We start from the raw sequence: 21168 nt of genomic DNA, 5'->3' as shown, positions 1-21168 counted from the left end.
GCTATTCTTATACAAATAGAAAAGGAGCGCACTCAATATAGAGAAAGTGGTCAATTGAAGTGAGATTATGCATATTATTTTTACAAATGCTGAATCTTTTGCTAAAGTAACAACACGTTAATACTGTTCTTTTTTACATCTTTTTAACAATTTGGGTAAAGAGAGGAATATATGCTTACCAAAATTGCTCGGTGGTGGTGGGGAGATTTTCAAGAAGGGGAGCTGAAAAAATTTGGCCTTCTATCCTTGATCTTTGGGTTGGTGATCGGTGTGTACTGGTTCTTGCGTCCGCTCAAAGACTCTATTTTTCAAGCGGTAGTAGGCGTTGACTACATTCCACGAGCAAAAATGCTTTCATTGGTCGTAGTATTTCCACTTGTTTTGATCTATTCAAAATTAGTTGATATGTTCCCTCGTCAGCAAATGTTCTATGCTCTGTGCACCATTTACGGTGTTCTTGCGATCGTATTTGCACTTCTTATGAACCATTCGACTGTCGGATTAAGTGCTGGTGCACGTCCTGATAATCTGTGGGGATGGGCATGGTACGTGTATGTTGAGAGCTTTGGTTCGTTGATTGTTGCTCTTTTCTGGGCATTCACAGCGGACACCACGCAGCCCGATTCTGCTGAACGTGGTTATCCGGTCGTAGCTTTCGGCGGACAACTTGGAAATATTTTCGGTCCGCTTGCCCTTTATTTCATTATGCATAAATTCGCTAATTTTGAGTTGACAGCTGAAGGCGAATTGCCAGCTGGCGCTGCAGCTCATAGCGCATTGATCCACTCTGGCGCAGTTGCAGGTGCTGCAATTGTTATGGGATTGATTATGCTACTTGTAAAGATTTTCATGGCCTCAATTCCTAAAGAACAACTTGTTGGTTACCATGGAAAAGGCGATAAGAAGCACGATTCAGAACCTGGGTTCTTTGAAGGATTGCGCCTTATCTTCTCTTCAGGTTACTTGCTTGCAATCTTTGCAATTATCTCGTTCTACGAAGTAATTGTTACCGTATTAGATTTCAACTTTAAGACATTGGCAACTGCTCAGTTTCCTGTTCAACATGAGCTGACAAAGTATTTGGCTGCTTATGGTTCATGGGTTGGTGTAGTTTCTATGTTGAGCATTGCGCTTGGCATTAATAAGATCCAACGTGTACTTGGCCTTGGTGCGTCATTGGCATTGCTTCCTATTTTGGTTGCAGTCGCGGTTCTTACGTTTAAAGCGTATCCAATCGTAAGTGTGCTCTTCTGGATCATGGTATTCTCAAAAGCGGTCAACTATGCGTTGAACCAACCATCTATGAAGCAACTTTACATTCCAACGACCAAAGATGCGAAATATAAATCGCAGGCGTTCATTGAAATGTATGGTTCTCGTGGATCTAAGGCACTTGGCTCAAGTGTTAACTTGTGGCGTAAAACGTTCATTGAAAAATATGGCGCTATAGCTGGCCTTGATCAATTCATTATGATGTGTACTTTTGCGTCACTAGGTATTATTGCCTTCTGGATTCCAATTACTATTTACCTCGGCCGTACCTTCAAAAAAGCGGTTGATGCAAAGAGTGTTGTTGTCTAAGTGCAGTTGATGGTGTGTATGTAATTTGAAAAAGGCCTTCTAAGTTCACCAGAGTTTAGAAGGCCTTTTTTTACCCCCAGTAAACAAGAGTTCCTGGGACCCCCAAGAAATACCGCTTGAAGCAGCATCTGGGTGAAATGAGAAAAGTGTTCTTTTATAAAATTCATAGGGGCGTTGAATGATTATGCGATATGCGCAGAGCTTTATGGCTGCGGTAGGGCAAGATAAGCACGAGCGATTAAAATTTCTGCTGTTGAGCTTGTCATTTTTCTTAGTTATTGGTTCTTATACACTTATTAAAGAGCTTCGCGATTCGATTTTTGTGGCAATTGTAGGGCGCGAATATGTTCCTGTTGCCCGAATTCTCGAAACGTTCTTACTTATTCCTGCAATTTTTTTCTATGCCTACCTGGTAGATCGCTTGCGCCGCTATCAATTGCTCTATGTTTACGCAGCTTTCTATGGAATCGTTGGGTTTATTTGTGCATCTGTTTTAGGGGATTCACTTATTGGTTTGCAAAATACAGATGCAAGTCCAAATAGGCTGTTTGGCTGGTTTTTCTACTTTTTTGTTGAAGGCTATGCGCCGTTTGTCGTCAGTCTTTTCTGGGCATTTGCTAACTCTGTAAACAGTCCGGAAACTGCTAAAAATAATTATGCTTGGATGGTTTCGGGGTCAAAAATTGGTGGTATGTTGAGTGCAGGATTTGCGTGGTGGCTTTTAGGTTGGCATTTTGCTGATGGCAAACGTATGTTCACCGATGTGGTTAATCACCAACTGTTACTCTGTTTCTTTTCATGTATGGTAATTCTTGTGCCAGTTGTTATTTATTTTCTCATGAAAAAAGTTCCTGGTCGCTATTTACATGGTTACGAAGCTGTTTACCAATTTGAAAAAGACCATGAGAAAAAAGAGGAAGAGAGTGGTAAGGTGGGATTACTTACTGGTCTTTCTATGCTCATCAAGCAACCGTATGTTTTTGGTATTTTCGGGATGCTTTTCTTCTATGAAATGGTAAATACCATTTTGGGATATCATCGCTTAGGCGTTATTGAATCATCAGCCACAAACGTTTCCGATTTTAGCTTTAAGCTTTTTGAGCAAGCGTTCATGCTTCATTTTATAGGATTTTTGATTTCAGTTATCGGTACGCGCGCATTATTGCGTTGGCTTGGCGAGGAACGATGCCTTATTTTAATTCCTATAGTTACTGGTGGATTGCTTTGGTACTTCATTCTCAGCTCAAACATATTGGTATACGTGCTTGTTAAATCGTTTAACTATGCGTTTGCTCAGCCAGTGAGGGAAAGTTTATACATCCCAACGGTAAAAGAGATTAAATTCAAATCGAAGTCTTGGATTGATGCATTTGGAGCAAAATTGGCTCGGGGCAGCGGCTCTGGCGTTAATATGCTGACCGTTTTCATGGGTGCGGGCGCAGGTTTTGCAAGTGGGTTATTCGGCTCGATCATTTTGCTCTGGGTTATCACTGCAGCGTTGCTAGGTCGTCGCTATACCAAGGCTATTGCCGCTAACGAAGTTATAGGGCAAGAAGAATAGCCTCAATAGTTGGCCGTATGCATTGAATTTTTTGTTTAGTTTGTTAGAATAAAACTATTATTAATCCCTTGTTTCTTAAAATGGGTGGTTCAATAGGCAGAAACTGCTTATAACCCAAGGAACAATTGCAATAACCCAGAAAGGTATTTTCCTCATGATAGATTTAAAAAAACTTATTGAAGCGGGCGTGCATTTTGGTCACAAGACCTCGCGCTGGAACCCAAAAATGGAACCGTTCATTTGGGGGCACCGCAACAATATCCATTTGATTAACGTAAAAGCTACAGGCGATCGCTTAGAAAAAGCCGCTCAATTTTTGGAATCGATAGCTTCAACTAAAAAATCAATTTTGTTCGTTGGTACCAAAAAGGTAGCACAAGAACCGGTAGCAACAGTTGGCCAACGCCTAAAATTGCCTTATGTAATCCATCGCTGGATTGGTGGCACGTTGACCAATAACTCTCAAGTTAAAAAGTCGATTACCAAGTTGCTTCATTTTGAAGATATTGTTTCAAAGTCTGATCAACATCTGTACACAAAAAAAGAATACGGCGTTTACCAAAAAATGGTTGACCGTTTGATGAAAAACGTTGGCAGCATCCGTAATTTCACAATGCCAGTTGGAGCGGTTGTTCTTGTTGACGTGAAAAAAGAACAAACGGCTTTGCGTGAAGCTAACGCAATGGGAATTCCTGTGGTAGCTCTAGTTGATACTAATAGCGATCCATCAATGGTAAATTATCCAATTCCAGGAAACGATGATGCAGTAAGTTCTATCCGCATTATGTTGGATTACTTAGCTGACGCTGTCGCTCGTGGCCAAGAAAAAGCTGCTCAACTTAAAGAAGAGCAAGCGGCCGCAGCTGCTGCAGCAAGAATCGAAGAAGATGCGCAAATGTTGCCTGCTGAAGGTAGCGAAGAAGAAGAAAAGCGTGCTCGCACACGTAAAAAAGCTGGAGATCTTCCAAAGGCTCCTGAAGCAAAACCTCGCCGCGCACCGGCGTTCAAACCTCGTCCAAAAAAAGACGAATAATCAAGTAATCAAAACTGCCCTGGTATCAAAATACTGGGGCAGTTCTTTTTGTACGGAGAGATGTCTGAGTGGTCGAAAGAGCATGATTGGAAATCATGTATACTCTGAAAAGGGTATCGAGGGTTCGAATCCCTCTCTCTCCGCCAGTCTACGTTTATCCGGGCCTTCCGGCTCGGCAAACTACGCCTGGCACGGCCATTTTTTTAATGGATTGTAATAAATAATCAAAAGCCAGTAGAGGCGAAGTATGCCCTTCGTAGCTCGCAGGCGAGCGGAGTAGTGCTTTTATAAGATTCTTTTATCTTTCCATTAGATTGAAAATTTCTGATAATCCTGAGCGTATTTGTGTTCCAGTTAGGGGTGCTTATGAAAAATAATATTTTTTTGATTCCACTGTTATTATTGAGCATTCAATTGCGCGCAGATGTACTTGCAGAGGTCATTTTAATTAAACCAAGTGATGTTTCTTTATCGAAGGATCAATTGGTTCAGTTGATTTACAAAAAGCGGATTATTATTGATGCGGCAAATAATACACTGGGTTTGGTATATCTCGCTGATGATCAAGTGAAAGATTATTTAAAAGAAGAAGTTAGCGTTGAAAACAGTATTCTTTTTAATTATCTGACAGAGAAATTCAATCAGATTAAGACGATATCTAATTTAGACCTGCAAGAAGCTCGTGAAGAAATAGCTGAAGTCTCTAATCAATATTTAACTGAATACCAATCAATAATTAAAGCGTGCAGATTGTCTGTTGAGGGAATATAAATTATATTTTTTCAGAAAATAAGGAAATTATGAAAAATTTCATGTTATCAGTTGTTTTTTTATCAAGTTCTATTTCCATTTTTGCAAATGCTGAACGATTTACTATTTCTGCTTCAGAAATTCCGGATAATAAAAACAAACTGTTGACGATGGTAAATGAGCGAATAAAGAATAATGATAACTATATAGTTCACTCCAATAATATACGTAATATCGGTCAGGGGCTTTCTGATGGCGCGATAAATCCCTTTTTAGATGTAGTCAATAAAAAAACAGCTCGCATGCTGGATTATGTTGATGATGTATATAAAGTGCATGAGGGCAGTTTGAGTGATGAAATAAAAGCAGAAGTTGCAGAAGTAGCTAATCAGAATGCATATGAATTTGAGAATTTTCTCCTCCAAATTCAAGCTGCGCGAGACAATGTGAATCAAGCAAAAAAAGATCTTCTGGGGATTATTAATGAATCTGAAAATTCATCTTCTTGCAAATAAAACAAATTTAGAAATTCACTACGGATTTCATAAAACAGAATTTGGCTTGTGCCTGATTGGTTTAATCGATCAGGATATTTGCCATCTTTCATTTCACGATAATGAAAATCAAGGATTGCTTGAACTTCAAAAAGAATGGCCACAAGCGCAATTAATTCCTGAACAAGATAAAATTGCAAAAAACATTAAAGCAATTTTTAAAAATAATGGCGATAAATTTTCTGTAGCACTCAAAGGCACTCCGTTCCAAATCGAAGTGTGGCAACAGCTTATTAAAATTCCTGCGGGTAGCACTGTTTCATATCAAGAAATTGCTCAAGCACTAGGAAAACCAACCGCAACTCGCGCCGTTGCAAGTGCAATTGCAAAAAATAATATTTCCTATCTGATTCCTTGCCATCGCGTCATTCGCAAATCTGGAAAAATAAATAATTATCGCTGGGGAATTCAGTGCAAAAAATCTTTGCTTGCCGCGGAGCGGGCAGAACTTGCTTAGTTATTAAATCATAGGGGGAACGTGGTGAATAATTATAATAAAATCGGTTCAATTATATTTGCATTTGGAATGGTAAGTAATGGCATTGCTGCTATGGAAGCTCAAGATACGCAAGAAGATAACATAGCAGTCGTTGTTGTGCCCGGTCTCAATGGCGGCGGGGGCCAAAACCTCGATGTTATTTATCCACATCTGAAAAATAGAATAGTGGCATCGTGCCCAAATGGTATATGGCAGTCGGATTTAGGCCAAAATAATTGCTTAAATCATTTAAACGATACGATGAAAACCGTCTCGAAAGATAATAAAATTAAAAGCATCATTATTCATGGCTGTTCGCAAGGCGGGGCTACTGCCTATAATGGTGCGGTAGATCATCAAGTTGATAATCCGCAAAAAATTGATGTACTTGTTCTGGAAGCAGCAGTAGCTTCTGGAAATAGTGCCATCTTGCAAAAAGTCCCCAAGCTTGTTGCTGGTTTGCCATTGAGTTATTATTGGGCCCCTTATATAGCTAAATTAGTTATGCCTCGTTACGCACCTGCCGGTAGGCAACCAATTCTTCAGACCGCAATGCTACAAAAAGATTTGCCGATTATTATTATGCATGATAAAAACGACCCAGAGATTCCTTATGATGATGCAAAAGCGTTATACACAGGTTTAAAGAATGCTGGGCAAGAGAATGTGTATTTTATTGAAACGAATGATGGAAATCACGGTTCTTTACTATGGAAAGAACAACATGCAGAACAAATTACTGCGTTTCATATGATTTTAGCAAGGCACATTAAAAAGCAAAAAATTGCTGATGAAGGTTTAAAAAAATATCAGCCGCCTGTGGACAAAGAAGCATATGCAAAGTTAGTAATCAAAGAAAATAGAATGCCGTATGTGGATTTGGGGGTAAAAACTGCTTTTTATGCATCGTTATGCTATGGCGCTTATAGAATATATAAATACTTCAAACCACAGTAAGACAAACAATTACCCTTTTAAGAGCTAAGCTATAGATTCAGGTTAAGTTCAAAAATTGATTTAGAGGAATAATATGATCAAAGGATTTTCTCCTTTTTGCCGAAAATTTTTGCTTATTGCATTGCAAATAGCATTCGGTTTTTCTTCGAGCCAAACAAAAGCTATGGATTGGCTAAACCCGCTTGGCTGGGATTTAAAAACGAAGTGTGCCGTTGCTGTTGGTACAGCGGTCGTAGCAAAAAAGGGATGGGATGCTGCACGGAAATTAAAAGATCGTTGGTGTTACGATGGCAGTAAAGTTCCTCTCGTATATCATGAAAACTATAATATTGGTTTTTTTGGCGTAGAAAAACTTCATCCATTTGATTCAAAAAAATATGGACATGTTGCGGATGAATTAAAAAAAGAATGGAACATTTCAGGTTTACATTTTTATGAGCCAGCATCAGAAGTTTCCAAAGATAGTCTTCTTAAAGTTCACTCAAAGGAATATTTAGATTCCTTACGTTCGTCAAAAGCCATTCAAAAAATCGTAGAAGTTCCAGTTGCCAAGATTCCTAATTTTCTTTTACAACGTTATCTACTTTCACCAATGCGGTATGCAACACAAGGAACAATCCTCGCTACTCAATTAGCATTTAAGCACGGAGCTGCAATAAATCTTTCTGGTGGATATCATCATGCAAAAGCTGATAATGGAAGCGGTTTTTGTGTGTATGCAGATATTCCTCTTGCGCTTCAAAAGCTGCGGGAAAAAGAAAAAAAAGATTTGAAAGTTCTCTATATTGATCTTGATGCGCATCAAGGCGATGGCGTTGAGTCGTGTTTAGAAAATGATAAAAATATATATTTTTTTGATTGTTATAATGAAAAAAATTTCCCCTATGCGACTGATAGTCGCGAACTTCGAGAAAAGATACATAAGAAATTGATCTCGAAAGATATTTATTGCAAGAAAGGGAACCATTCTGGAAACTGCCAGGATTGCAGTGATAAATATATTAACAGTGTAAAGAATGCTCTACCTCAAGCGTTAGATGAATTTCAAGAAATACATAACACCAAACCAGATCTTATTTTTTATAACGCCGGAACTGATCCATTTGAAGAAGACAGGCTTGGTAGAATGAAATTAACTAAGCAAGGTATTATAGATCGGGATGAATTCGTATTTGCGCAAGCACTAAAGCATAAAGTTCCCATATGCATGACTCTTTCAGGTGGTTATTCGCCCCGAAGTGCTGAAATTATTTCTGCTTCAATTTCAAATTTGTGGAATAAAGGCTTTTTGAAGAAAATTGAAAAAGAGGATGTTGTTAAACTGGATTAAGATTTGGTTTAAAGTCACCTGGACTTGTTGATTTTGGAGTAATTAGGTATACTTTACCTGTTTGCTGAAATTCTTAATTTTTTGATGCAAATCGCGCAATTAAAAGTTGGGGAAGTTTATAAAGATAGAATGCTTAATTTGTCAGGTCCGAAAGGAAGCAGCAAGGGCACGTCGATTCTTGTATGAACTTCCCCTTTATAGTATTCTTGAAAAGTCGGCCTCTCCCGGCCCATGCTGAGCACTGGCGAAAGCAAAAACGATCTAATTATTACATAATGAGCATATCTCATGGATTTGAATCTTACTCGAAAATGGCGTTCACGCACATTTGATGGCATTGTTGGCCAATCGCTCGTAGTTCGCATGCTCAAAAATAGCTTATATCTCGATCGATATTTTCCTGTTTACCTGTTCTCTGGCCAGCGTGGATGTGGAAAAACAACCACCGCCCGTATTTTTAGCGCTGCCGTAAACTGTGAGCAGTTGCCAAATTTTCAAAAAGATCCGAGAAATATCTCGATTCCTTGCCTCGTTTGTTCATCATGTACTGCATTATTTGAGAGTCGCCATCCCGATTTTATAGAAATTGATGCTGCATCGCATACGGGAGTCGATAATGTTCGCCAAATCATTGAGGCAGCTTCGTTACTTCCGCTCCTTGGCAGAAAAAAAATATATCTGATCGATGAAGCTCATATGCTTAGTAAGGCCGCTTTTAACGCATTTTTAAAAATTTTAGAAGAGCCGCCACGCTCCGTTCTCTTTATTCTGGCGACGACCGATCCGCATAAAATTATTGAGACGGTTCGTTCAAGGTGTTTTCAAGTCTTTTTTGGCCCGGTAGCGACGCCTGAAGTGGTCGATCACTTGAAAGACCTTTGCGCAAAAGAAACTATTGCCTACGAAGATGAGGCGCTCGTTTTAATCGGAACTCACACAGAAGGATCGGTGCGTGATGCGATTAACTTGCTCGAGCGTGTTCGGTTTTCGCATGCAAGCGTGGGCAAACAGGCAGTTCTTGATCTGCTTGGCTATATTGATGATACGCAGCTTATTGAATTGATGAAGGCGGTTTTAAGCGAATCGAGTGAAGAGGTAATTTCTTGGTTTGAATTGCACAAGGTACAAGATAGATCAGCGCCAGCGCTTTGGGATTCGTTTATTGAGTTGATACGTGCTCTTTTATGGGCTCATAACGGTAAAATTATTGAGCGGTATCTGCCTCTTGCGCAAGAAATAACTGCGCTCAGCAAGCAATGTTCACTTTCGTTTATCAGCCAGGCGCTTGAACTTTTTTACGATCATGAACTGTTGTTTTTGAAAACAACTTCGCAGCATAGATTATTTGAATCGCTTATTATGGCGCTTTGTTTGCGCATGCATGAAAAACAACCAGCGCACTCCGGCTTAGCAAACAAACCACTCGTAAAATCACCTGTAGCAAAACCAGTAGCCGTTTCAGCGCACAGTGCGGCAAAAGAAAATGCAGCGCCTTCCGTTGAAAATTCATCAGTGCAATCGGTTCAAGAAACACCAAAAAATGATAACCGGTGGCACACCGTAGTTATCGCCATAGAAAAATTAGACGATCCGTTATTAGTATCTTTATTTAAACAAGCACGGTTTATTTCATTTGAGCAGGAATCGGGTAAACTGGAAGTAGCATTTGGCAAAGATTTTATTTTCTTTCAAGAACGAATAGAAAATACAAAAGCAGTTTGGAAACCGATCATAGAATTAAGCTTTGGCACCAACGTGCAGTTTTGCCCATCGTTTATTGATCATTCCGTTGAGATTGCTGCTCCAAAACCAGTTGCGCCAAAACAGCCAATGCCAACTGCGCAGCAACCAGCGCAGCGTCCGCAAGCATCACAATCGGCGCCCGCTCATCAAAATCAATGGCAACAGCGCCGCAATTCGTACGAAAAAAAAACAGTTAAACCAACTGAACGGGTCAAGCCGTTCGATGTTTCTGATCGCGAGCAATGGAAAAAAGCGCATCGCATCCTTGAAACATTTCCCGGTATTATCAGCGAGGTACAGCAATGAGTTCATTACCCCAAGTAGTAATAGTTGGCAGGACCAACGTAGGCAAATCAACACTCTTTAACCGTTTATCGACCGATGTGAAAAGCATGACGCTCGATTATGAGGGAGTTACACGCGATTTTGTGCGTGATACGGTGTGTTGGAAAGATACGTGTTTTGAGTTAATTGATAGCGGCGGTATTAGTATCCACAAAGTTCACGATCCGCTTGGCGAAAAAGTGCGCCAATTAGGATTTGATCTTATTGATAAGGCGGATTTGCTTCTTTTTGTCGTTGATGGAAAAGCGGGATTAACGGAAGATGATCGCCAGCTTATTCAGGTGGTGCGCCGCAAAGGAAATAAAGTACTTTTAGCTATTAATAAAATGGATAGCAATCAAGCGCAAGAAATGCTTTATGAATTCGTGCAGCTTGGTTTTGAAGAAAACTTTCCGATTTCGGCACAGCATGGAACAGGCATTGCAGAACTACTTGATGCTATTCTTGCAGCTTTGCCAAAACATGCAAAAACTAAAGAAGAAGAACCGCGGTATTCTGTGGCTCTTCTTGGTAAACCGAACGTTGGAAAATCGTCTCTTATGAATTTGCTCTTAGAGCAGGAACGATCTATCGTTTTTGATCAGCCGGGCACTACGCGCGAGGCGATTACCGAGCCGATTAAATTCTATCAAGAAACAATTGCGATGACCGATACTCCCGGTATTCGCAAAAAAAGATCGATTGATGAATCGCTAGAAGAAATGATGGTGAAATCATCATTTCGTGCAGTAAAAAATGCATCGATTATTTTATTATTGATCGATTCCCCGCAAGGGCACATGAGCGATCAAGAATTGAAACTCGCGTTTTATTGCTTTCAAGAAGGAAAAGCGATCATTCTGCTTTTTAACAAAGATGATTTAATGACCGATTTCAATCGAAAAGATTTAGCATTTGATCTTGAGCGGTACGATTATTTTATTAAAAAAATTCCTTCACTCACGATTTCGTGCAAAACCGGAAAAAATATCGGTAAAATTTTGCCACTCGTGAAAAAAGTTTGGGAGCGCAATACGCAGCAGCTTAACGATCTTGAGCTTACGAGAGTATTTAAAGCGGCCCTTGAGCGAACGCCTCTTTATCATCAATCGAAATTATTGATGCTCTATCGCGCTGAACAGGTGCGGCATGCCCCAATTACTATTTTGCTGTACGTGAACGAGCCCAAATGGTTTGGCCAGAGCCAGGTAAGTTTCTTTGAAAATGTAATGCGCGAACATTTTGATCTGGTAGGTGTGCCAGTTCTTTTTATTCTGAGAAAAAGAAAGTAATTTTTTTTGAGAGGAAAAGAGCATGAATAAGAAGATTCACTTTCAAGGCATGGATTCGTCTGTTGCTATTGAAAACTATATCAACGATCGATTGCCAAAAATTGAAGAATTTCTGAAAGATAATGCAGGGCCTGTATACATTGATTTCACTGTGCGCCCCGGAATTCCGCATGCGCACAGCCAGGCAGAATTGCGTGTAAAAACTCCGCATCATGAAGTTATGGCGCTTAAAGAAGGGCCGCACGCATATCAATTGATCGATATGGTTATTGATAGCGTTTATGATCAGTTGCATGAACATAAGCGAAGAATGACTGCCGACAAGAAAAACGGCAATAACGATTATTTTAAAGGTGCCTAGTTTTCACATTTGAAGTTAACATTAAAGGGCGCTTTAATAAGCGCCCTTTTTCATTTCAGCAGGTTAATCTTAATTATCTTTTATAGTGAGCATTAAGCTCATAAATAAATTCTTCACGCGGCATTTGATAAAGCTCGCTCGACCATCGCTTTTCGATCGTTTCGGTAGTCGGATCCACAATTAAGAATGCGGGAAAGCCGACGATCTTAAATTTCTCTTTTACGTATTTATATGATTCTTCATTCTCATCGGTGCCATCAATTTTGAGCGGTATATAATTGCTGAGCGCATCTCTTACTGCACAATCCTTAAGCGTCGTATTATTAATAAGTTTGCAAATTGAGCAGTAGCGGGCCCATACATCGATAAAAAGTTTTTTATTTTCTTTTAGCGCGAGAGTGCGTGCTTCTTGATAATTGGTTTGCCAGAAATCATCGTGCGGATTTGCAACGTACGCTTTATATCCTTCTGAAAGCGCAAGAAGCGCTCCAATGATGAATAAACTGCCAAGCGCGTTATTAATCTTTCGCCAGCGGGGCGAGGTATGCGTTTGATCTGCAGATAAATAAACAATGCCCACCGTAATTAAAAAGAGCGCAACGAATATCATCAAAAGGTGCCACGGCATTAATACTGAAAGGTAATAAAAGCATACGCCAAAAAGAAGAAGCCCAAATAGTTTTTTTACTTCAAGCATCCACATGCCAGCTTGCGGAAGCAAAGAAAGAGATGTCGAAAACGTGCCGATAATTAAAAGCGGCGTGCTTAATCCTATGCCGAATATAAACAACAATAAAAAGCCCATGAACATGCTGCCCATCGTTGCCACAATGCTCAAAAGCAGAATGAGTCCTGGAGAAACGCAGGGTGATGCAAACGTGCCGCTTGCTGTACCAAAAAGAAACGCGGAAACGAGCGAACCGGAGCGAGAACGATGCGAGCCGGATGGCTGCATAAAGCGGGGCACATACATTTCATAGAACCCAAACATTGAAAACGCCAAATAAGCAAGAAAGCTGACAAGAACCAATATGGAAATCGGATGCGTGAGTAATTTTCCATAAATGGGGCCGGTATAGCTTGCGCCAAGCCCTAAAAGTGCAAACGTCGTCGCAAGGCCGAGGGTATAAGCGCCAGCGCGTGCAAAATTTCCAAGCAGCGAAGAGCTTTTTTGTGCATGCAAAATGCCGACCGTGATCGGAATCATTGGGTAAATGCACGGCGTTAAACTCAAAAGCAAGCCAAGCAAAAATACCAGAACTAAACGCATTGGCAACGAATTAGTAGTTTCAATTAATTGCGAAATATTTTCTGAAATGGACCATTTTTTTGCAGGAGCTTGCTCGGTATTTATAGGTATCACATTCCGATTTTCTTGATCTTGTACTAGTACGCGTTCATCTTGAGCATTCTGTTCCTGATCGTGAAATGTAAGCGCTTTTGTACTATGCGCGGGGCCGCGATCGGTATTAACGTGATACATAAGATGCAAGAAAGCATCGGTGGGTGGAGTATCATTTTTTTGCTGAGCATTTATTTTAAATTCTGCATGATCAAGATATACCAATTGAGTTTCTTTGGTTGCTGGATCATAACGCTTTACCGGTTCTTGCAGCGATTCAAGAGCGGAAACATGAATATCGGGATGATCAACCGATACGTGCAACGAATCTTTATAAAGTAATTGATTCGGCTCTAAATTAAAAATTAGAGAAACCTCTAATTCATTTTCCGATTTTTTGATTGTTTGTATGTGCGGTGTGCTTTCGCCAAAAATCGAGGTGGCAATCAAAAAAGGGATGATCAAAGAACGGAGAAGGTGCATGGGATGCCTTTTAAAACAGATGACATTGATATTTTTTTCTATATTAATACAATTTAAGTAACATGTAATCGGTGTTCATGCAATATTTTTTTAATCTTAAGAAATTAAAGATTTTTTCGATTGATTGCATACAATATTTTCGGGGTCCCCATAACCATGGACTTTAGGCCATGTGTGGGGTAATTATTTTGGGGCTGTAGCTCAGTTGGTAGAGCGCATGGATGGCATTCATGAGGCCACCGGTTCGACCCCGGTCAGCTCCACCAGTCTTCGCTTATCCGGGGCTTCCGCCTCGGCAAGCTACGCCTGGCGCGGCCAGTTTTTTTACGGATTATAAAGTTTCTCGCTAATCGCGGCTATTAACTATATTGATCGATTTATTTTTGGAACACACGTCAATTTTTGCTAATGCGCTTTCAGTATACTTTTCTTCAGATAGATTTTGCGCATTTCCTAAATAGCCATTAATTTCTTTACGCATTTGGTTCCAGGTGTTTTTATTTAATTTCGTGCAGAACGGTTTGAAAGTAAAAAAAAGTTGGCAGTTAATCGAGCCGTGTTCCGCTTTTGCATTTAATATTGCATTCGTTTCTGGCGGGAGCGCGAGCTCAATCTGATCTTTTGCGGTAATTGAAATATTACTTTTAAGCGGGATTGTATGAAAACTGATCGAGCATGAACTTTCTGAAATTGCGGTTATTGAATTGCCAATATGCCGAACGTCGATTGTGTCTTGCGTTTTTACATAAATACTGCCGTCGATCGATTTTATTTTTACAGGGCCGCGTGCGGTAATAGAAACGGTTGTTTGCTCAGGGATCATAAGTTCAAGATCAATAGAAATTCCGTCGTCAGTTGGTTTATCGATGGTGATCGATGCCTGTTTTTCATCGACAGAAATATGAAGCGCCGGTTTAGGTTTTTTTTCTTTTATGTGTTTTACCGATTTTATGACGAGCATTGGGCGCGCCCATGTTTTGATTACAATTGAGCCGACCGTTTCATTGTGCACATTCAATGTGCCGAGTGGTTTAAAGTGATGTTCTTCGTAGCCAGATTCTTGTTGCCCTCCAGAGATCCAACTATTCATTGATTGGAGCGAAATTCCATTCGCACTCGATGATATTAGTTGCAAGAGGCAGCTGATAATGCATACACTGAAAAGCTGATTCATAAAAAATACCTTTTTACGCACGGTAAATTATCAGGATGTCACCATGCAGTATACAAAAGTTGATGCAACTATTCAAAAGCGCCTCACTCAAATTATTAATGAGCAGTATCCATTAGTGCAGACGATCGCGCAAAAACTTTCTGAGCGCGGTTGCCAAGCATTGCTTGTTGGCGGAGCGGTGCGGGATCTGTTTTTAGGATTGCCGCTCAAAGATGTGGATATTGAAGTTTATAATTGTTCGCTTGAAGAACTTCAAACGGTGCTCGGTGAGTTTGGCCAAGTAAGTTTGGTTGGTAAAGCATTTGGCGTTTTACGTTTACATGGGCTCGAGGCTGATTGGGCAGTTCCGCGCAGCGATGCATCTGGCCGTAAACCAGAAGTTGTACTCGATCCGCATCTTTCTTATGAACGTGCTTTTTCTCGGCGAGATTTAACGATTAATGCGATGGGAATTAATTTAATTACGTTTGAATTAGTTGACCCGTTTAATGGCCTTCTCGATTTAAAAAAGAAGATTTTGCGTGCGCCAGATCCTACATTTTTTATTGAAGATCCGCTGCGCTTTTATCGTGTAATGCAGTTTGTTGGGCGTTTTGAAATGAAGCCAGACGCGATTTTAAATAAATTATGCGCCGAAATGAATCTCAAATCGGTTTCGCGAGAGCGCATTGAAGCGGAATTTGCAAAACTTTTGCTCAAATCTAAACAACCATCGCTTGGTATTTCTTGGCTGGATGAGATTGGCAGACTCAAAGATATTTTGCCAGAGCTTGCAGCTACTAAAGGAATTGTACAAGAACCGGACTGGCATCCCGAGGGCGATGTTTACGAACACACTAAGCAAGCATTTGACGCGGCGGCGGCTCTTGAATATCCATCACAAGAAGAAAAATTAAAAATCGTGTATGCAGCATTGTGCCACGATCTGGGAAAAGTAAGTACGACTCAAATTTTTGATGGGAAAATTATTAGTTACGGGCACGAAAAAAAGAGTGAAACACTCGCAAAAAGAATGCTTAAGCGCATTATGCGCAATAAAGATCTTATTTCATGCATTGCAAAACTAGCTCGTTATCATATGCAGCCGGGGCAACTGGTTAAAAACAATGCAAAGCTTCCAGCCTATAAACGACTTGCGCGCAAATTGGCGCCCGAGATTACGATGCAGATGCTCGGGATGCTTACGCTCGCCGATAGGCGCGGAAGAAATCCTAAGAAAGGGACGCCTCTTACAGAGCAGTTTTCTGATGTTTCAGCATTTCTTGAGAGAGCAAAAGAGGCGCGTGTACTTCATGAGCCCGAAAAGCCGATTTTACAAGGGAGAGATTTGCTTGATGTAATCAAACCTGGGCCTGAACTTGGTAAGTTACTTAAGCGTGCTTATAAAATTCAGATCGATGAAGGAATTTGGGATAAAGAAGAATTAAAAAAACGGGTATTTCAGAACAACAATTAAGTTACGCGATTTTTCCGACAGCGCCTCGGAATTTTTGCATTCTAGTTGCTAATTTAACAGCATTGGCCATTTCTTTTCTGGGATTGAGTTGTGAAGATGCTATAGGCTTCTCGAGCTCTTCTACGATTGATAAAACGTTATTATTATTTGCTCTATTGGTTCCTATCGAATCGGCAACGTAGTACGATTTTGCTCGATCTTTTTTCTCAGCTATAAGCGTGAACCAGTGTCCATAATTTCCACGCTGAACTTTCATTGTCCCAATAATAAATGCAAGAAATCCATCAGTAGATTTTTTCCAGTCAATTATTTGTGGCATATAGCTAGAAAGAAATTGCATATTTTCTAAAACGATAAAATGATTTTCAGCTATCGAATTTCCATACTTTTGTTTAGCAATTGCTAAGATTTCATCACCGCTTAGAGATTCATTTAGGTTGCCGCATTTGTCAATTATGAGCTCTTGCGCTAGTTGTTGATTCAAATGAAATGATGGTAAATTCTTCAGGCAGCTTTGAACATGTTCGTTTTGTGCTATTTCATGTTCTAGTGAATTATGAAATAGCTTTTTTAGTTCCTCTTGATGTATATCGAGTGGGGTCAATTTTGATATAGAATCGAAATTGAATTGCTGAATTATTTGGTTATTAAGCGCGTTACGAAGAGGTTCATAGGTAGCAGGCGCACTTTCTTTGAGTGGCGCTATTGCCTCTAACATGTGGTTTTTAACGTATTCTTTCAATACTTCTGTCGATCGTTTTATTAAGATGACTTTTTTCCAATTCTTTAGATGATCGGATAAGATCTGCTCATCCATAAAAACCGGAGCCAATTCTTTCGGCGCATCATCTTTAGAAGGATAACCCTGTTGATGTAACTCATATGCTTTTGAAGCTGTATGTAGCGCTCTGTAACCGCAGGTGTCTTCAAAGCTTGGTTGGGTTGGTACATCTATATTTTTTATTTTATTTGTAAGTTCACTTGATCTAGATGTTAACTTTTTAAAATAGACCCAAGAACCGACCGCTCCCGCAACTAAGGTACAGACACCAGCGGCCCTGAGGGTTTCTTTAGTTGAATCATTAAGGGTAGCGATTCTATTCTTAAAATATTCAAAACCTTGAGAGAATATATTTGCTTCAAGTGCGGAGCAAGCGGAGTACGCCAATAAAGATAGAAATAAAACAAATCGTCTGTTAATCATAGTATCGCTCCATTTATAGTGATACTTTAATAATGCCAAAAAATTTCAGATAGTCAACTGGCGCGGGGGCGCTATGTATGGTTTCATATAAATCTTGCCCAAAAAGAGTGAAAAGCAGTACACTCAGTGACGTTGGAGGTATAAAAAAAGTATAACTGAAGGGAATTTCATGGTTGGGGTTTACTCGAATCCGGTTATTCAACTGATTACTCAATCAGATGCAATGACAAAAATTATTTTGCTTATATTGCTCGCTCTTTCTGTTATTTCATGGGCGCTTTTTATTTATAAATTAATTCTTGGTGCCTCGCGCCGCCGGCAGTTAATGCAAGCGCTCAGCGATGTTAAACGGGCTTCCACTTTTGATGATTTACGCGCAGTTGCAAGTGAACATGCGCATACCATGCCCGGATTTGTCATCACAAAAAATTTAACTATTTTAAAAACGTTATTGGAAACGCGGCAAAGCTTTACGCCACTTTCAGATCGAGAACTTGAGATCGTTGAGGGGGATTTGGAACAAAGCGTGGCAGATGTTTTGCATACAGAAGAATCCTATTTACCTTTCTTTGCAGCAACTGCGGCAGTTTCTCCTTTGCTTGGATTATTTGGCACGGTGTGGGGATTAATTCACTCGTTTGTGCGCATTAGCGAAAAACAAACGGCAGATATTCCAACGATTGCCCCAGGTATTGCGGAAGCGCTTATAACAACGCTTGCGGGATTGATGGTGGCTATTCCCGCATTAATGATGTTCCACTATTTATCGACGCGCGCGCGCATGCTTGAATACTATCTTTATAATTTAACCGATCGTTTAGTGTTCTCGGTAAATACGTTGTTCCTTAAATAGCGAAAAGGATGCGCATGATGAAATTACGCAGGCGCCGTCGCGCGCAAGCATCGATTCCGGAGCTTAGCTTAACGCCAATGATCGATACGGCGCTCACCTTATTGATTATTTTCATGGTTACAACGCCGATGATTCACAACGCAATTAAAGTAAATCTACCGCAAGGTCAATCAAAAGAGGGCGGTAAGGAAGGGCAAGAGATCGTAGTAACGATCGATGCTAAGGGCGGTTTATTTTTAAATAGTAAACCGATAGCATTAGAACAGCTCGGAACTGAAATTAAAGTGCATGCAAGCCGTTCACTAAAAAAACCGGTCAGCGTTTGGGTGCGTATTGATGAAGGGAAATCATGCGGCACGCTGGTAGGGGTTATAGATCGCATCAAGGCTGTTGGGGGTGTTCAAGATGTTAAGATTGCGCTGGCAAGCGTTACGGTTTAATGTATCGCGTTTAATTATTATTTCATGCACCGCTTCCATTGCATTACATATTGCGATGGTAATTCTTTTATTTGTGCCGCCAAAGAATACAAATACGATGCAATTGGTGCTTGGTTCCCGCCGCATTTCGGATTTGCCAATTCAATTTGTTTCCACTGCTCATCACATTCCGGGTGCGATGAAGCGTGTAGCGCAATTGCAAAATCAAGCGCAAAAAAATGTTTCTGAAAAAAAATTGCCTGTTGCTGCAGCTCCTGAACCATGCACGACGATTAATAAAATGAAGCCGGAAAAAAAGCAGATCGCTCAAAAGAAACAGCAAAAGCAATCACTCAAGACCGCAAGTAAAGAAAAAAAAGTAGAATCTAAAAAAGAAAAAATGATCGCTGCGGCAAAAAAATTGCCAGAAAAAATAATTGATAAAAAACAAGAACTGAAGCCAGAGCCAATCAAAAAATTGCCGGAAAAAAAAGAAGAACAAGAAAAGCAACCGAACGAAATAAAAAAAATGGTTACTGAACATCAAGAAATTCAGCAGCAACCACTACTTTCTCAAAACGATGTTCAATCGATGCCGGTTGATAATGAAATAATTGCGATTGGCCATCAAGAATATGATGCGCTTTGTTTATATGCAGTAATCCAGGAAGAAATTGAGCGGGCGTGGCATCCTCCTGCGGGCATTCGGCCACCACGAGGCTGCGTTGTGAAAGTGTCTGTTGATAATGATGGAAAAGTTTCACATGCGGTGATTCAAGAATCGTCCACACTTATTACGTACGATATCGCTGCGCGCATGGCGTTGCTGCAAACTTATTTGCCACGCGATCTTGCAGGAAAAGAACTTATTATAGCTTTTCAACTATAATAAGTTACACATAACTATTTGGAGTCGATATGAATAGTATTAAAAATAAAATTTTATTGTTTCTGATACCCATTTTTTTATTTTTGCGTATCACAGCTTTAGAAAATGCGCCGATGAATGTTTCGATTAAAGGATCATCGGTCGAAAAAATGAAATTGTTAATTGGCGTTATTGATGCAAATGAAATAATGGATGCAAGTTCTCCATTACTTAAAGAAATGCTTGAACGTTCAAAGGTAATGCTGAGTGGTTTTTCAGTTACGGTTATGCCATTTGAAAAACAGCCATCAAAAGCTGCAATGAAAGAATTAACGAAAGATGGTTTTGGCCTCGGTTTATTTTTAGCGCATTCGTGGCGCGGCACTACCATCGATTGGCGCTTATATGATCTTGATGCGCATCAAATGCTTAAAGGTAAACGGTTTGTTACCAAAGAATATCCGCCAGCGATTGTAGCGGAACACATTGCTGATCAAGTATGGCCATTACTCACCGGCCAGGGTGGTTTTTTCTCAACGCGCATTGCGTACTGCAAAGAAAAAAGGATCAAGGGAAAGAAAATCGAAAAACATATTTATGTAACTGCGCCCTATATTGATTGCGAAAAATGTGCGGAACAATCTTCGCTTCTTGTGCAGCATGCAAATGCATTTGCACCGCGTTGGAATAACGATTCTCTTGCGCCAATGGTTTTATATTCAGAAATTACGAATTCAAATGTGCGTTTAATGTCGGTCGCTATGGATAAAAAGAGAAAAATGGTCGCAAATCTTGATGGGTTTGTGATGCGTCCTTCATTTTCAAACGATGGGAAAAAAGTCGTCTATTGTTCGTGCGATGGTTCTATTGGAAGCAAGAGCACCATTTATTTATATCAGATAGATGCGCAAACAGGCCGGCCTTCACTTTCGCAAATTACTCATAATAGCGGCCAAAATATTTCGCCAACACTCTGCGATAATGGAGATATTGTTTTTTGTTCAGATGCAGGAAGCAAGCAGCCGTATATTTGCTATTATCATGCTGATACAAAGGAATTTGAAAGAGTGACCAACGACGGATATTGTTCAAGCCCAAGTTTTTGCCAAGCGACAAGCAAAATAGCTTATTCGCGTATGTGCAATGGCGTTGCGCAGCTTTTCTCCTACGATTTGATCACCAAAACGCATACACAAATGACGTTTGATAACAGTAATAAAGAAGAATCGTGTTGGTCTCCCTGCGGAAACTATTTGGCATTTACCGTAACTAATGGAAAAACAAGTAGAGTTGCGGTGCATCATGTTTTTAGTAATGAGCGCATTTATGTAACGAGCGCACAAGATCGTTGCTGCTATCCAAGCTGGTCGCCGCTTTATGAACAACCAATAGTTGTATAATTTTT

The 21168-nt window shown here is 40.1% G+C and carries 19 protein-coding genes, 2 tRNA genes and 1 other RNA gene; 19 read left to right on the top strand and 3 right to left on the bottom strand.

All coding sequences use genetic code 11. The features are described 5' to 3' along the window. Positions 1–171: 171 nt before the first annotated feature. The 13 genes from HYX58_03515 to HYX58_03455 all read left to right on the top strand — a co-directional run bounded on the left by HYX58_03515 (position 172) and on the right by HYX58_03455 (position 11964). Complete coding sequence (locus tag HYX58_03515) at positions 172–1581, top strand: hypothetical protein (GenBank protein ID MBI2775046.1); 1410 nt, start codon at positions 172–174, stop codon at positions 1579–1581. Between the two features lie 178 nt (positions 1582–1759). Next, positions 1760–3142 carry a hypothetical protein gene (locus tag HYX58_03510; protein ID MBI2775045.1) on the top strand — a complete coding sequence of 461 codons (1383 nt, stop codon included), beginning with the start codon at positions 1760–1762 and terminating at the stop codon, positions 3140–3142. Between the two features lie 154 nt (positions 3143–3296). Next, positions 3297–4175 (top strand): 30S ribosomal protein S2, encoded by an 879-nt coding sequence (rpsB, locus tag HYX58_03505; GenBank protein ID MBI2775044.1) that lies wholly within the window; start codon positions 3297–3299, stop codon positions 4173–4175. Positions 4176–4229: 54 nt separating this feature from the next. Further along, a tRNA-Ser gene (locus tag HYX58_03500) sits at positions 4230–4321 on the top strand. Positions 4322–4541: 220 nt separating this feature from the next. Further along, entirely contained in the window at positions 4542–4946 is a 405-nt protein-coding gene (locus HYX58_03495; GenBank protein MBI2775043.1) for a hypothetical protein, read from the top strand. A 29-nt stretch (positions 4947–4975) separates the two neighbouring features. After that, a complete protein-coding gene (locus HYX58_03490) occupies positions 4976–5440 on the top strand; it encodes a hypothetical protein (GenBank protein ID MBI2775042.1) in 465 nt (154 codons plus the stop codon). Then, positions 5409–5936: a methylated-DNA--[protein]-cysteine S-methyltransferase gene (locus tag HYX58_03485; GenBank protein ID MBI2775041.1), complete on the top strand. Its 528-nt coding sequence runs from the start codon at positions 5409–5411 to the stop codon at positions 5934–5936. Before HYX58_03490 ends, HYX58_03485 begins: the two co-directional genes overlap by 32 nt. 24 nt (positions 5937–5960) lie before the next feature. Next, a complete protein-coding gene (locus HYX58_03480) occupies positions 5961–6914 on the top strand; it encodes an alpha/beta hydrolase (protein ID MBI2775040.1) in 954 nt (317 codons plus the stop codon). A 73-nt stretch (positions 6915–6987) separates the two neighbouring features. After that, positions 6988–8244 carry a histone deacetylase gene (locus tag HYX58_03475; GenBank protein MBI2775039.1) on the top strand — a complete coding sequence of 419 codons (1257 nt, stop codon included), beginning with the start codon at positions 6988–6990 and terminating at the stop codon, positions 8242–8244. A gap of 105 nt (positions 8245–8349) precedes the next feature. Further along, an RNA gene (gene ffs / locus HYX58_03470) (signal recognition particle sRNA small type) lies at positions 8350–8444 on the top strand. An 88-nt stretch (positions 8445–8532) separates the two neighbouring features. Then, the gene (gene dnaX, locus HYX58_03465) at positions 8533–10293 is read left to right on the top strand and encodes a DNA polymerase III subunit gamma/tau (GenBank protein MBI2775038.1); all 1761 of its coding nucleotides are present in this window, start codon (positions 8533–8535) and stop codon (positions 10291–10293) included. After that, entirely contained in the window at positions 10290–11603 is a 1314-nt protein-coding gene (der, locus tag HYX58_03460; protein MBI2775037.1) for a ribosome biogenesis GTPase Der, read from the top strand. Before dnaX ends, der begins: the two co-directional genes overlap by 4 nt. Positions 11604–11625: 22 nt before the next feature. Further along, the gene (locus HYX58_03455; GenBank protein MBI2775036.1) at positions 11626–11964 is read left to right on the top strand and encodes an HPF/RaiA family ribosome-associated protein; all 339 of its coding nucleotides are present in this window, start codon (positions 11626–11628) and stop codon (positions 11962–11964) included. Positions 11965–12037: 73 nt separating this feature from the next. On the opposite strand, the gene HYX58_03450 is transcribed toward HYX58_03455, so the two are convergent. Continuing rightward, the gene (locus HYX58_03450) at positions 12038–13789 is read right to left on the bottom strand and encodes a thioredoxin family protein (GenBank protein MBI2775035.1); all 1752 of its coding nucleotides are present in this window, start codon (positions 13787–13789) and stop codon (positions 12038–12040) included. 190 nt (positions 13790–13979) lie between these two features. Here HYX58_03450 and HYX58_03445 point away from each other — a divergent pair. Continuing rightward, positions 13980–14055 (top strand) — tRNA-Ala (locus tag HYX58_03445). Positions 14056–14135: 80 nt separating this feature from the next. Here the strand turns inward: HYX58_03445 and HYX58_03440 are convergent. Next, positions 14136–14963 (bottom strand): hypothetical protein, encoded by an 828-nt coding sequence (locus HYX58_03440; GenBank protein ID MBI2775034.1) that lies wholly within the window; start codon positions 14961–14963, stop codon positions 14136–14138. 43 nt (positions 14964–15006) lie between these two features. Here HYX58_03440 and HYX58_03435 point away from each other — a divergent pair, with 43 nt between their 5' ends. Further along, positions 15007–16419: a CCA tRNA nucleotidyltransferase gene (locus HYX58_03435; protein ID MBI2775033.1), complete on the top strand. Its 1413-nt coding sequence runs from the start codon at positions 15007–15009 to the stop codon at positions 16417–16419. Between the two features lies 1 nt (position 16420). Here HYX58_03435 and HYX58_03430 read toward each other — a convergent pair whose 3' ends face one another. Further along, positions 16421–17623 carry a hypothetical protein gene (locus HYX58_03430; GenBank protein ID MBI2775032.1) on the bottom strand — a complete coding sequence of 401 codons (1203 nt, stop codon included), beginning with the start codon at positions 17621–17623 and terminating at the stop codon, positions 16421–16423. A gap of 169 nt (positions 17624–17792) precedes the next feature. On the opposite strand from HYX58_03430, the gene HYX58_03425 reads away from it, so the two are divergent. Genes HYX58_03425 through HYX58_03410 form a run of 4 tightly spaced genes read left to right on the top strand, consistent with a single transcriptional unit; the run spans position 17793 to position 21163 of the window. Then, a complete protein-coding gene (locus HYX58_03425) occupies positions 17793–18476 on the top strand; it encodes a MotA/TolQ/ExbB proton channel family protein (protein MBI2775031.1) in 684 nt (227 codons plus the stop codon). A gap of 14 nt (positions 18477–18490) precedes the next feature. Beyond that, a complete protein-coding gene (locus HYX58_03420) occupies positions 18491–18916 on the top strand; it encodes a biopolymer transporter ExbD (GenBank protein MBI2775030.1) in 426 nt (141 codons plus the stop codon). Further along, positions 18882–19784, top strand: a complete 903-nt coding sequence (locus HYX58_03415) for a TonB C-terminal domain-containing protein (GenBank protein ID MBI2775029.1) — start codon at positions 18882–18884, stop codon at positions 19782–19784. The genes HYX58_03420 and HYX58_03415 overlap by 35 nt, the downstream gene beginning before the upstream one ends. A 29-nt stretch (positions 19785–19813) precedes the next feature. Further along, positions 19814–21163, top strand: a complete 1350-nt coding sequence (locus HYX58_03410) for a PD40 domain-containing protein (protein MBI2775028.1) — start codon at positions 19814–19816, stop codon at positions 21161–21163. Positions 21164–21168: the final 5 nt, after the last annotated feature.

It is taken from the genome of Candidatus Dependentiae bacterium (genome assembly GCA_016191325.1).
GTDB lineage: Bacteria > Babelota > Babeliae > Babelales > JACPOV01 > JACPOV01.
Note: the sequence above shows the minus strand (reverse complement) of the source record. Positions and strands in the feature narration are given on the sequence as shown.